Source organism: Pseudomonas sp. SG20052 (assembly GCF_031766055.1).
GTDB classification, from domain to species: Bacteria; Pseudomonadota; Gammaproteobacteria; order Pseudomonadales; family Pseudomonadaceae; genus Aquipseudomonas; species Aquipseudomonas mandelii.
Genome location: NZ_CP134498.1, coordinates 4323964 through 4337140, shown reverse-complemented (window position 1 = coordinate 4337140; position 13177 = coordinate 4323964). Strand labels below are relative to the sequence as shown.

The following is a 13177-nucleotide window of genomic DNA, read 5'->3' as shown; positions in this document are numbered from 1 at the left end:
CAAACTTGTGGCGAGGGAGCTTGCTCCCGCTGGGGAGCGAAGCGCCCCACAAAGACCACCGCGCTTTTTCAGAAACTACTCGGCGTTTTTTTTGGGGCCGCTGCGCACCCCAGCGGGAGCAAGCTCCCTCGCCACAGGACTCCTCGGCCGGTGTCACAGACACCGGTTCTTTTGCGGCGACTGTACCAGCAGTCGCCGCTTTTTTTTTTGCAAAACGCCGGGTCTGTTGCGTTCGGTTCAGGGTTCGCTGGAGCCGGGCCGGGTGGTCAGCTCCGGCGGTGCTTTGACGGTGTGCTTTTGCGCACTGCGCCAAGCCGCTGGCGGCATGCCGAACTGGGTGATGAACCAACGGGTGAAGGAACTCGCCATCGAATAGCCGAGCATGTCGGCAATGCGCCCCAACGAGTAATTCGGGTTTTCCAGGTAGCGCAACACCAGGTCGCGGCGCACGTCGTTGATCAGGTCGTTGAAGGCGCAGCCGTCGTCTTTGAGGCGGCGCTGCAGGGTCCGAACGTTCATGCCCTGGGTCTGGGCGATCTGCTCGATGGTGGCGCGCCCCATCGGCAACAACAGGTAGATGGCTTTGCGCACCTCGAACAGCATCGAAGGGCCTTCGTGGCTGAGCAGCGAGTCAAGGTAACTCTGGGCGTAGCGCGCCATGGCCGGGTCGGCATGGGGGTTGGTCATGTCGAGGCTGGCATTGGGGCAGACGATGCCATTGAACTCGCTGCCGAACTCCAGTTTGCAGCCGAACAGGCGGCGATGCAGTTGCAGGTTGTCGGGAGGCTGGTGCGTGAAGTTGACGCTGTAGGGATGCCAGTGTGCGCCGAGCAGGGCGGCGCACAGGCGGAACATCACCCCGATGGCCAGTTCATTGGCTTGTCGGCAGGGCATCGGCGATTCGGTGACCACCTCTTCGCGAATGATCACCATCTTGCCTGCCTCCTCGATGAAGAGGGCCAGCGAATCGTTCATCAGATGACGGTAGTGCACCAACACTTGCAACGCATCACGCAGCGTTCGCTGATGAGAGAGCAATAGGCTGACCACACCGAAGTCCGAGAGCTGGCGCGACTCGGCCATGCTCAAGCCGAAGCTCTGGCAGCCGCTGGCGGCGGCTGAATCCTCCAGCAACCGCACGGCGGCGTCGATGGGGATGCGATGTTCAGGAGCTTGCAATATGGCTTTACTCAAACCGACGCCGGCCAGTACGTCTCGGGGGTTGAACCCCAGGTACTGGGTGACCTCCAGGTAGTTGGTCAAGACGGCGGCGCGAACAAGCTTGGGCATGCGAAGGTCTTTCCTGGGCCGGTTGCGATTCAAATGAGCGTGGCGACTATATCCAGCACTTCAGCAATTGAACAGTTGTGACAACGTCGAGGGCGCTCGCCTGGTGCTGGCCGGAATCACATCGTTACAGTGTAAAAAACGACACGCACCCATTGATTACAGTGAGCTGGAGAGAAGCTGCGGGGATATTCGACCAATGGTCGCTGCGCGACAACACGCGGAATTTTGTCATGAAAAGAAAAGTGCCTGACGTCCAATGAAAAGCGCCTCGGTCGGGCGCTCTTTAATGTCACTCCTACAAAAAGCCCCTGGCCAATAGAGCCAGTCGAGTCATCGAGAAAGCGAAGGTGTTGACGTGGACAAACTGCAAACTGCCGCAACCGTTGTGATCGTACCGGGTCTGCGTGAGCACGTTGCCGAGCATTGGCAAACGTTGCTTGAATCCAGGCTGTGCAAGGTGCGCAGTGTGCCGGCGCTTGATACCGACAAGCTTGATTGCAGCAAGCGGGTCGAAGCCATTCAGCACACACTTGCGCAGATCGACGGGCCGGTGATTCTGGTCGCTCACAGCGCCGGCGTGCTAATGGTTGCGCACTGGGCTGCGCGTCACAGTCGGCCGATCAAGGGCGCGCTGCTGGCCGCTCCGCCGGACCTTGATGCCCAATGGCCGCAGGGCTACCCCTGCGCTGAAACCCTGCGCACCCAGGGTTGGGACCCTCTACCCAAAGGCCGGTTGCCGTTCCGCAGTCTGCTGGCCGCCAGTACCAACGACCACCTCGCCAGTCTGGACGCCGCCACGCGCATGGCCGAAGGCTGGGGCAGCGAGCTGCTCAATCTCGGCGAAGTCGGTCATCTCAATCCTGCTGCCGGGTATGGGCGCTGGCCACAAGCCGAAGCTCTCATCCTCGAACTGGACCGCTGATTCAGGCGCCGGTTGGCCCGCGCCATCCGGCATTTGCCCTCACTCCTGAAAACGTAAACCCCTGGAACAAGGGGTTGCGCGAGGGCGGCTGCGCTTAAAACAAATACAAAAAGGCGGAGACAACGCAATGCACAACAATAAGAGTCACGGGTTCGCACCCTCGCGTTACACCTTGTTGGCCTCGGCCATTCTGGCCGCAGGCGTGCCGGTCGCGCAGGCGATCGAGCTCGACACCGGGAACCCGGACTGGACCGTGCGTTTTGATAACACTGTGAAGTACAACTACGGCGTACGCACCGAAAGCGCCGACAAGCGCATGCTGGCAACGCCGAACAACAACGACGGCGACTACAACTTCCGCAAGGCCGGGACCAACATCACCCACCGTGTCGACCTGTTGACCGAGATGGATGTGGTCTACCAGAACCACATGGGTTTCCGTGTGAGCGCTGCCAGTTGGTACGACAAGGCCTACGAGAACACCGGTTCCAATTCCAATCCGTTCGTCAACGGCAACGACGCAAGGTCGGGGCTGGTCGCCAACGACCCACGTCTGGCCGCGGTCACCCGTGACAACGTCGGCAATGGCAGCCCGCACCTGAGCAACTACGCCCAGCGTTATTACACCGGTCCTTCCGGCGAAATCCTCGACGCCTTCGTGTTCTACAGCACCGAAGTGGGCGAGGAGTCGCTGTTAAGCGTCAAGGCCGGTCAGCATAACGTGTTCTGGGGCGAGACTATTCTCAACCCGGTGCACTCGAACAGTTACGGCCAATCGGGCCTGGACCTGGCCAAACTGGCTGCCTCGCCCGGTACCGAAGCCAAGGAACTGTTCGTTCCGCGTAACCAGTTGTCGATGTCATTCACCGTCAATCCCGAGTTGACCGTAGGCGCTCAGTATTTCCTGGATTGGGACGCCGCGCGCCTGCCGGAAGCCGGTACTTATTACGGCGGTTCCGATCTGGTCGGTTTCGGTGCGCAATCCTTCCTGCTGGGCAATACCAATGGCGTGGTGCCGGGCAGTCCGCTGGGGTGTGGTCTGGCACCCTGCAACGGTTTGACCAATGTGCGTCGCGGTCACGACCTGACGCCGGACAAGCGCGGAGACTGGGGGGTTATGGCCAAGTGGTCGCCAGCCTGGCTGGATGGGACCCTCGGCGTTTACTACCGCGAAACCTCGGAAATCCTGCCGCAGGCCTGGCTGGATGCCAGAGGCCTGAGTTCGGCCAATCCCAACGGCACCCGGCCGGCAGGGCAAGTGCCTGCGGTGGTCAACACCCTCAACTCGCTGAGCACCGCCACCTATCAAATGGCCTATGCCGACAACATCAAGATCGTTGGCCTGAGCCTGTCCAAGGACGTGGGCGGGATCAGCGTCGGTTCGGACCTGAACATTCGTCACAATATGCCGTTGGCCAGTATTCCGGCGGTTGTCAGCACTAACAGTCCGCTGGGCCTGGGCGCAGGTCTTGGCCTGTTGCCTGCGCGCACGGCTGCCACCGGCGTGGTTTATGACACCCCGCAGAAGGGCGACAGCATGGCCGCCACCGGCGACACCTTGCACTGGACGCTCAACGGCCTGATGACCATTGCTAAAACGCCTGTGTTCGATTCGGCCACTCTGCTGGGCGAGCTGTATTACAGCAACCTGCTCAAGCTCGATAGCAACAACGAGGCGCTCTACAAGGGCAAGGACACCTATCGCGGCATCGACCAGCCGACCCGGGACAACTGGGGCATCGCGGTCAACTTCACCCCGACCTGGTACCAGGTGTTTCCCGGTGTCGACCTCAACGCACCGATGTCCATCAACGTCGGTCTCGATGGTGTTTCACCGGTCTCCGGTGGCGGCGCCAAAGACACCGGTAACTACGCCATCGGCCTCGGGGCCGTTGTGTACAACAAATACTTTGTCGACCTGAAGTACGTGGACTCATTCGGCAAGGCCGACAAGTGCAACGTCAGCGGCGTGAGTACCGGCCCGACCGGAGGCGACGGCGCTGCGCCGAATGCCTTTAGCGGTAACGAAAACTACGCCTGTTACGCCGGTGGCTACTCCGCCTTCTCCGGTGGCGGGGCCACGACTGAGGACCGTGGCGCCGTTTACCTGACGATGAAAACCACTTTTTGATTCACCACTGATTTGCTCAATGCAAGCAGGAGAATAACAAGATGACATTCGCAAAAACCGTGTTGGCCGCTTCGCTGGCCATGGTCCTTGCCGCCCAGGCACAGGCCGCTGTTTCAACTCAGGACGCTGCGCGGTTGGGCACCAGCCTGACCCTGGTGGGCGCTGAAAAAGCCGGGAACGCTGATGGTTCCATCCCCGCCTACAACGGTGGCCTGACCACGCCGCCGGCCAGCTTCAAATCCGGTGACAGCATGCGTCCGGATCCGTTTGCCAGTGAAAAACCGTTGCTGCAGATCGACGGCAAAAACGTCGAGCAGTACAAGGGCATGCTCAGCGCTACCACCGTTGAACTGGCCAAGCGTTTCCCGACTTTCCGTGTCGATGTGTTCCCGACCCACCGCACCGTTTCGCTGCCCCAGGCCATTCTGGATAACGGCGTGAAAAACGCCAGCGGCGCCAAATCCCTCGAAAACGGGCTGGCCATCGACAACGTACTGCCGGGCGTGCCGTTCCCGATCCCGCAGTCGGGCAACGAAGCGATGTGGAACTTCCTGCTGCGATATCAGGGCGTGAGCATCAGCTCCAAGTACGACTCCTGGAACGTCGATTCCGCTGGCGTGCCAAGCCTGGCGACCACTGGGCAGGCGTTCATTTCCTACCCGATCTACGAAAACCTCGCGCAGCCGATCAGCAGCGCCGACGTGTATTACCAGATGAAGCTGTCCTACACCGGCCCTGCGCGCCGGGCCGGCGAAGCGGTGATGCTCAAGGACGCCGCCAACCCGTTGCAACAACCGCGCCGTGCCTGGCAGTACCTGCCGGGCCAGCGTCGGGTCAAGCTGGCACCGAACCTGGCCTACGACACGCCTAACCCTGGCACCGCTGGCGCGGGCACTTACGACGATGTCTTCGTGTTCAACGGTGCGCTGGATCGCTACGACTGGAAGCTGGTGGGCAAGCAGGAAATGATCGTGCCCTACAACACTTACAAGCTGACCTACGCCCAGGATCCCAAATCGCTGACCACGGCCAATCACCTGGCACCCGACTACGTGCGTTGGGAAAAACACCGCGTCTGGGTGGTGGAAGGCAACCTCAAGTCCGGCGCCCGACACATCTATCAGAAGCGCCGCTTCTACCTCGATGAAGACAGCTGGACCGCGCTGGCCTCTGATCAATACGACGCACGTGGTCAGTTGTACCGTGGCTCCTTCGCGTTCCTCAGCCAGAGCTACGACAAGCAGATCCCGGATTCCACGCCCTTCATGATCTACGACCTGGTGGGTGGTTCCTACAACATCAACGGCGTGGTCGGGCCTTATGGCGGCATCAAGTACACCGATCCGCTTTCCAAGGCGCAATGGTCGTCGGAGTCTCTGGCAGGTAGCGGGATTCGTTAAGCAAACCGTGACAAGCGTCCATTCGGTCCGCTGCCTGCAAGGCAGGGGATCGCGCGACGGTCGGCGCATACCGACCGTTTCGGACGCCAGGTTGGAACGTCAGGCACACGGACGTGTGTCCCGGCGCAGTTTTCCGAAGAGGACGCGGTATGTGTTCGTACAAAAGTTACCTGCAGCTGGCGCTCGGCGCTCTGCTTGCAGTGTTGCAGGGCCTGAGCCAGGCGTCCGCTTATGTCGACGTGCTGGATCTGCCGGCCAGGGTCAGCGCCTTGGCCGTCAACAGCCCGTTATCCGACATGGCCCGCGCCGGCGACCGCTTGGTCGCCGTCGGGCAGCGTGGCCACATTCTGTATTCCGATGATGCCGGCCAGCACTGGCAGCAGGCCGCTGTGCCGGTCAGTGCCGACCTCAATGCCGTGAGTTTTCCTTCCGCCACTCAGGGCTGGGCGGTGGGCGGCGACGGCGTGGTGTTGCACAGCAATGACGCGGGTGCAACCTGGAGCAAGCAACTCGACGGGCGCGAGATCGGTGCCTTGCTGGTCAAGCATTACCAGGCGTTGGCCCGTGCCGAACCTGGCAATGAACAATGGCCGCTGCGGGTCGCCGAAGGTCAGCGGCTGGAGGCGCAGGGTGCCGACAAACCCTTGCTTGATGTCTGGTTCGCCAACGACCGCCTCGGCTATGTGGTCGGGGTGTTCAACCTGATCCTGCGCACCGAGGATGGCGGCCAGAGCTGGACGCCGTTCCAGGATCGCACCGACAACCCGCAGGGCTTTCACCTCAACGCCATCGCCGCCACCGGCGATGCGCTTTACATCGCCGGCGAGCAGGGCCTGTTGCTGAAGTGGGATGACGCCCAGCAGCGATTCGCCGCCCTGCAAACACCTTATCAGGGCAGCTTTTTCGGCGTCGTCGGCAAACCCGGCGAAGTGCTCGTCTACGGCTTGCGCGGCAATGTGCTGCGCAGCACCGATGCAGGCCTGAGTTGGACCTCGCTGGTCACTGGCCTGCACGTCAGCATCACCGCCGGCCTTGTCGATGCCCATGGCGATTACCGCTTGTTTACCCAGGGCGGGCAGATGCTGGCGAGCCAGGGCTCCGGTGCGCAAAAGCGCTGGGTGCAGAAAGCCCAGCCGGTGCCAGTGACGGGCGTCACGCGCGCCGCCGACGGTGCGCTGGTGGTGGTCGGCAGCCGTGGTGCGCGGACGCTGTCCGTTGAATAAGTCCTCGAACCCTTAAAGCGAGAACCCAGACATGGGCAATATCAAACAAGACGCCATGCCGGTGATCCGCGATCTGCATGATTTCGACCGCGATTCCGGCAATCGGCTGGAGCGGCTGGTGTTCAACTACCGTCCGCTGTTCATGCTGTTGATGGCGCTGGCCACTCTGGTCTTCGGTTACATGGCCGCGACTCGGCTGGAGCTGCGTCCAAGTTTCGAGAAAATGATTCCGCAGAGCCAGCCCTACATCCAGAACTTCCTGGAAAACCGCCAGTCACTGCGAGGTTTGGGCAACTCGGTGCGGGTGGTGGTGGAGACCACTCAGGGCGATGTCTTCGACCCTGCTTACCTGGACGTGCTCAAACAGGTCAACGATCAATTGTTTCTCACCGAAGGCGTCGACCGCGCCTGGATGAAGTCGTTGTGGAGCCCGGCGGTGCGCTGGACCGAAGTGACGGAGGAAGGTTTCCAGGGTGGTCCGGTGATGCCCGATACCTACCAGGGCAAGCCTGAAGAAATAGAACAACTGCGCCAGAACATTTCCCGCGCCGGTATCGTCGGCAGTCTGGTGGCCAGCGACTACAAGTCGAGCATGCTGATCGTGCCGCTGCTGGACAAGGCCACGGCCAGCGGTCAGCGCATCGACTACCACGCCTTTTCGCAGATGCTTGAGGAGCAGTTGCGCGACAAGATCGAGTTTGCCGGCGACAGCGCTGCACGCAAGGCCGGGGAGGAGGGCAAGGGCCCGTACAAAGTCCGGGTGATCGGTTTCGCCAAACTGATGGGCGACCTGATCGACGGACTGATTCAAGTGATGATGTTCTTCGGCCTGGCCGTGGTCACTTCGCTGGTCATCATTTACGCCTATACACGATGCGTGCGCAGCACCCTGCTGGTGGTCGGCTGCTCGTTGATCGCTGTGGTCTGGCAACTCGGCATCGTCGCCTGGCTCGGCTATGCCATCGACCCGTATTCGGTGCTGGTGCCTTTTCTGATCTTCGCCATCGGTGTGTCCCATGCGGCGCAGAAGATGAACGGGATCATGCAAGACATCGCCCGTGGCACCCACAAACTGATCGCCGCACGCTACACCTTCCGCCGTCTGTTTATTGCCGGCGTCACGGCGCTGCTGGCCGACGCCGTCGGATTCGCGGTGCTGATGCTGATCGATATTCCGGTGATCCGGGACCTGGCGATCACCGCCAGTATCGGTGTGGCGGTGCTGATTTTCACCTCGCTATTGTTGATGCCGGTGGCGCTGTCTTATGTCGGCGTCGGCGCCAAGGCGGCCGAGCGTGCACTGAACATCGACACGCGCGCAGAAGGGCACAAAGGCTTCGGCAAACTGTGGGACGTGCTCGACCGCTTCACCACGCGCAAATGGGCCACGGGGGCGGTATTGGTCGCGGTGCTGATGGGCATCGGCGGCTTCATGGTCAGCCTGCAACTGAAAATCGGCGATCTGCAAAGTGGCGCACCGGAGTTGCGTGCCGACTCGCGCTACAACCGTGACAACGCCTACATCACCCGCCACTACGCGCTGTCCAGCGACCTGTTCGCAGTGATGATCAAGACCGCACCGGAAGGCTGTCTGAACTACAAGACGTTGATTCTCGCCGACCGACTGGCCTGGGAGCTGCAGCAGTATCCGGGCGTGCAGGCGACGGCTTCGCTGGTGAACGCGGTGCGCCAAATCACCGCTGGCACCTATGAAGGCAACCCCAAGCTCAACAGCATCCAGCGCAATCAGGACGTGCTCAATTACGCTGCGCAGCAAGCCTCGGTCAACTCGCCGGAGTTGTTCAACACCGATTGTTCGCTGATGCCGGTGATCACCTTCCTCAAGGACCACAAGGCCGAGACGCTCGATGCCGTGGTCGGCATCGCGGAAAAATTCGCCCGGGAGAACAACAGCGAAGATCGCCAGTTCCTGTTGGCGGCCGGGTCGGCCGGGATTGAGGCGGCCACCAACATTGTGGTGCGCGAGGCCAATCGCACCATGCTGTTGTACGTCTATGCGGCGGTGACGCTGTTCTGTCTGATCACCTTCCGCAGTTGGCGCGCGACTCTGGTTGCCCTGTTGCCACTGGTGCTGACGTCGATCCTCTGCGAGGCGTTGATGGTGGCCATGGGCATTGGCGTGAAGGTCGCGACCCTGCCGGTGATCGCATTGGGCGTGGGAATCGGCGTGGACTACGCGTTGTATCTGCTCAGCGTGCAACTGCATTACCAGCGCCAGGGCCTGCCGCTGTCTCAGGCTTACCGCAACGCCGTATCGTTTACCGGACGGGTCGTGGGCCTGGTGGGCATCACCCTGGCGGCTGGCGTGGTGTGCTGGGTTTGGTCGCCGATCAAGTTCCAGGCCGACATGGGCATCCTGCTGACCTTCATGTTCCTGTGGAACATGCTGGGCGCGTTGGTGCTGATTCCTGCCCTGTCTTATTTCCTCCTTCGCGAACGAGCGCTGGAACCCGGGCCTGTTACGCAGGCCGACAACACCCCGATCTCTCAACGTCCCGGCATGCCACATGCCCTGACCACTTCCGAGTAAGCCAACGATGTCTGATTACAAAGCTCCTTTGCGCGACATGCGCTTCGTACTCAACGAGGTCTTCCAGGTGTCCCGGTTGTGGGCCAAATTGCCTGGCCTTGGCGAGGTGATCGATGAAGAAACGGCCGCTGCGATCCTTGAAGAGGCTGGCAAAATCAGTGGTGAGGTTATCGCACCGCTGAACCGCAGCAGCGACGAGCAGGGCTGCACCTGGAGCAACGGCACGGTCACGGCTCCGGACGGTTTTGTCGCGGCGTACCAGGCATTCGCCGACGGCGGTTGGGTGGGTGTTGGTGGTGATCCGCAGTTCGGTGGCATGGGCATGCCCAAGGCCATTTCGGCTCAGGTCGAGGAGATGGTCAACTCGGCCAGTCTGTCGTTCGGCCTGTACCCGATGCTGACCGCCGGTGCGTGCCTGTCGATCAATGCCCACGCCAGTCGGGAGCTCAAGGAACGCTATCTGCCGAACATGTACGCCGGCACCTGGACCGGTTCCATGTGCCTGACCGAGGCGCATGCCGGCACGGACCTGGGCCTGATTCGCACCCGTGCCGAACCTCAGGCCGACGGCAGTTTCAAGATCAGCGGCAGCAAGATCTTCATCACCGGTGGCGAGCACGACCTGACCGAAAACATCATTCATCTGGTACTGGCCCGGTTACCGGATGCACCCGCCGGTCCCAAGGGGATTTCGCTGTTTCTGGTGCCCAAGGTGCTGGTCAATACCGATGGCTCGCTGGGCGAACGCAACGCGCTGTCCTGCGGTTCCATCGAGCACAAGATGGGCATCAAGGCCTCGGCCACGTGCGTGATGAACTTTGACGGGGCGACCGGCTGGATCATCGATGCGCCGAACAAGGGCCTGGCGGCGATGTTCACCATGATGAACTACGAACGTCTGGGCGTGGGTATCCAGGGGCTGGCGTTGGGTGAGCGTTCGTACCAGAACGCCGTCGAATACGCCCGTGACCGTCTGCAAAGTCGTTCGCCGACGGGCGCGCAGAACAAGGACAAAGCGGCCGATCCGATCATCGTTCACCCGGATGTACGCCGCATGCTGTTGACCATGAAGGCCTTGAACGAAGGCGGGCGGGCGTTCTCCAGCTACGTGGCGCTGCAACTCGATATCGCCAAGTACAGTGATGACGCAGCGATCCGCAGTCGCGCCCAGGAACGGGTGTCGCTGCTGACCCCGGTGGCCAAGGCATTCCTCACCGACATGGGCCTGGAAACCACCCTCCACGGTCAGCAGATCCTCGGCGGCCACGGCTATATTCGCGAGTGGGGCCAGGAGCAATTGGTGCGCGATGTGCGCATCACCCAGATCTACGAAGGCACCAATGGTATCCAGTCCCTGGACCTGGTCGGGCGTAAAATCGTCGGCAGCGACGGGGCGCTCTACCGGCTGTTCGCTTCGGAAATCCGCAACTTTACCGCCAACGCCTGCGCTGACCTCGCCGAGTTCACCCAACCGTTGAACGCCGCCCTCGACACCCTCGACGAACTGACCGCATGGCTGTTGGACCGAGCCCAGAGCAACCCGAATGAAATCGGTGCGGCGTCGGTCGAGTACCTGCATGTATTCGGCTACACCGCGTACGCCTACATGTGGGCGCGAATGGCCAAGGCTGCCATGAGCACGCATTCCAAAGACGATTTCTACGCCAGCAAACTGGCCACCGCACGCTTCTACTTCGCCCGTTTGCTGCCACGTATCCACTCGTTGAGCGCGTCGGCCAAGGCGGGCAGCGAATGCCTCTATCAATTGGATGCAGAGCAGTTCTGAGCCCACGTAAAAAGGACGGGGAACCACAACCATGATGGCGACAAAAATAATTCCGCCCGCCGACGGCGCCTATGCCTACCCCTTGCTGATCAAGCAATTATTGCTGTCCGGCGTGCGCTACGAGCCGGGCCGGGAAATCGTGTATGCCGACAAACTGCGCTACAGCTACCAGACCCTCAACCAGCGGATCCGCCGACTGGCCAACGCCTTGACCGCTGCCGGCGTCAAGGCCGGGGATACGGTGGCCCTGCTCGACTGGGACAGCCATCGCTACCTGGAGTGCTTTTTTGCCATACCGATGATCGGCGCGGTGCTGCACACCGTGAACATCCGTCTTTCGCCGGATCAGGTGCTCTTCACCATGAACCATGCCGAGGATGACCTGGTGCTGGTGCATGATGATTTCCTGCCGCTGGTTGAACAGATTCACGGGCGGCTTGAAACCGTCAAAGGTTACCTGCAGCTCACGGACGACACAGCAACCGACACGTCGCTACCGGTGCTGGGGGAATATGAAAACCTGTTGTCCGGGGCCGCAGACCAATACGACTTTCCCGATTTCGATGAACACTCGGTGGCGACCCTTTTCTACACCACGGGCACCACTGGCGACCCTAAAGGCGTGTATTTCACCCATCGCCAACTGGTCCTGCACACCTTGAATGCCGTGGGCACTTTGGGCGTCTATCAGGGGTTGCCGCTGCTGCGCTCGGATGATGTCTACATGCCGATCACGCCGATGTTTCACGTGCATGCCTGGGGCGTGCCCTATGTTGCCACCCTGATGGGAATCAAGCAGGTGTACCCCGGTCGCTACGAACCCAACAGCCTGGTCAGGCTGTATCGGGAGGAGAAAGTCACGTTCTCCCACTGTGTGCCGACCCTTCTGCAAATGATCCTGGGCTGTGAGGAAGCGGCACACACCCGTTTTGATGGCTGGAAAATGCTCCTGGGCGGCAGCGCGCTGACCCTAGGCATTGCCAGCGAAGCGAACGCCAAAGGTATGCAGGTGCACAGCGGTTACGGCATGTCGGAAACCTGTCCATTGCTGTGCCTGACGTACCTGCGTGACGAAGACCTCGAACAATCCCCGCTAGCCCAACTGACTGCTCGTATCAAGACGGGCACGCCGGTGCCGATGGTCGACCTGAAAATCATCGACGCCAGTGGCAAAGACGTTGCCCATGACGGCGAGTCGCTGGGAGAGATCGTGGTGCGCGCACCGTGGCTGACCCAGGGCTATTTGAAGGAACCGCAAAAGGGTGCAGAACTTTGGCGCGATGGCTGGCTGCACACCGGCGACATGGCTTCCATCGACGGGTTGGGCGGTGTGGAAATCAAGGATCGAATCAAGGACGTGATCAAGACAGGCGGGGAGTGGATCAGCTCCCTGGAACTGGAGAGCCTGATCAGCGAGCACGCCGCCGTGATGTCGGTCGCGGTCGTGGGCATCGCCGATGAGCAATGGGGCGAACGGCCCATGGCGCTGGTGGTGTCCGAACCGGGGCAGTACCTCGACCGCAAGATCCTGGAGACGCACCTGCAAGGGTTTGTCGAGCGCGGCCGCATCAACAAATGGGCGATCCCCAAGCAGTTCAAGTTCGTCGCCGAAATCCCCAAAACCAGCGTCGGGAAGATTGACAAGAAACTCATCCGGAAAAGCGTATCGAGTTGAAAGGCGTGGTGGGTGCAACAGGTCAGCGCCTTGGGCGCTGACACGTCTTGATTTCAGGGTTATTCGTCCTGTCACCAGGCCTGTGTTTTTACTATATTCGGTCCACATTTCGAACGTTCCATACGTCGACTTTCAGTCGCTCGGTGCGGAGCTCACGGTCCGCTGCGGGTATGTTGCCAACCCGTTACGCCCGGACAAT

At 61.0% G+C, this 13177-nt stretch carries 8 protein-coding genes; 7 read left to right on the top strand and 1 reads right to left on the bottom strand.

The window, feature by feature from the left end; all coding sequences use genetic code 11:
• Window positions 1-237: 237 nt before the first annotated feature.
• Window positions 238-1290: an AraC family transcriptional regulator gene (locus RHP74_RS19850; RefSeq protein ID WP_010455830.1), complete on the bottom strand. Its 1053-nt coding sequence runs from the start codon at window positions 1288-1290 to the stop codon at window positions 238-240.
• A 355-nt stretch (window positions 1291-1645) separates the two neighbouring features.
• Here RHP74_RS19850 and RHP74_RS19845 point away from each other — a divergent pair, with 355 nt between their 5' ends.
• The 7 genes from RHP74_RS19845 to RHP74_RS19815 all read left to right on the top strand — a co-directional run bounded on the left by RHP74_RS19845 (window position 1646) and on the right by RHP74_RS19815 (window position 12978).
• A complete protein-coding gene (locus tag RHP74_RS19845) occupies window positions 1646-2212 on the top strand; it encodes an alpha/beta hydrolase (protein ID WP_169856909.1) in 567 nt (188 codons plus the stop codon).
• 127 nt (window positions 2213-2339) lie between these two features.
• A complete protein-coding gene (locus RHP74_RS19840; protein ID WP_311096162.1) occupies window positions 2340-4343 on the top strand; it encodes a DUF1302 domain-containing protein in 2004 nt (667 codons plus the stop codon).
• A gap of 41 nt (window positions 4344-4384) precedes the next feature.
• The gene (locus tag RHP74_RS19835; RefSeq protein ID WP_010455826.1) at window positions 4385-5743 is read left to right on the top strand and encodes a DUF1329 domain-containing protein; all 1359 of its coding nucleotides are present in this window, start codon (window positions 4385-4387) and stop codon (window positions 5741-5743) included.
• 149 nt (window positions 5744-5892) lie between these two features.
• The gene (locus RHP74_RS19830) at window positions 5893-6966 is read left to right on the top strand and encodes a YCF48-related protein (RefSeq protein ID WP_311096161.1); all 1074 of its coding nucleotides are present in this window, start codon (window positions 5893-5895) and stop codon (window positions 6964-6966) included.
• A gap of 31 nt (window positions 6967-6997) precedes the next feature.
• Complete coding sequence (locus tag RHP74_RS19825) at window positions 6998-9517, top strand: RND family transporter (RefSeq protein WP_083376325.1); 2520 nt, start codon at window positions 6998-7000, stop codon at window positions 9515-9517.
• A gap of 7 nt (window positions 9518-9524) precedes the next feature.
• Window positions 9525-11303, top strand: coding sequence for an acyl-CoA dehydrogenase C-terminal domain-containing protein (locus RHP74_RS19820; protein WP_083376326.1), 1779 nt, complete (start codon window positions 9525-9527; stop codon window positions 11301-11303).
• Between the two features lie 31 nt (window positions 11304-11334).
• Complete coding sequence (locus RHP74_RS19815) at window positions 11335-12978, top strand: fatty acid--CoA ligase (protein ID WP_154912631.1); 1644 nt, start codon at window positions 11335-11337, stop codon at window positions 12976-12978.
• Window positions 12979-13177: the final 199 nt, after the last annotated feature.

Bases quoted from the DNA above. Each gene is read 5' to 3' on its own strand.
- RHP74_RS19850 (WP_010455830.1), bottom strand. From the start codon at position 1,290: ATGCCCAAGCTTGTTCGCGCCGCCGTCTTGACCAACTACCTGGAGGTC.
- RHP74_RS19840 (WP_311096162.1), top strand. From the start codon at position 2,340: ATGCACAACAATAAGAGTCACGGGTTCGCACCCTCGCGTTACACCTTG.
- RHP74_RS19835 (WP_010455826.1), top strand. From the start codon at position 4,385: ATGACATTCGCAAAAACCGTGTTGGCCGCTTCGCTGGCCATGGTCCTT.
- RHP74_RS19830 (WP_311096161.1), top strand. From the start codon at position 5,893: ATGTGTTCGTACAAAAGTTACCTGCAGCTGGCGCTCGGCGCTCTGCTT.
- RHP74_RS19825 (WP_083376325.1), top strand. From the start codon at position 6,998: ATGGGCAATATCAAACAAGACGCCATGCCGGTGATCCGCGATCTGCAT.
- RHP74_RS19820 (WP_083376326.1), top strand. From the start codon at position 9,525: ATGTCTGATTACAAAGCTCCTTTGCGCGACATGCGCTTCGTACTCAAC.
- RHP74_RS19815 (WP_154912631.1), top strand. From the start codon at position 11,335: ATGATGGCGACAAAAATAATTCCGCCCGCCGACGGCGCCTATGCCTAC.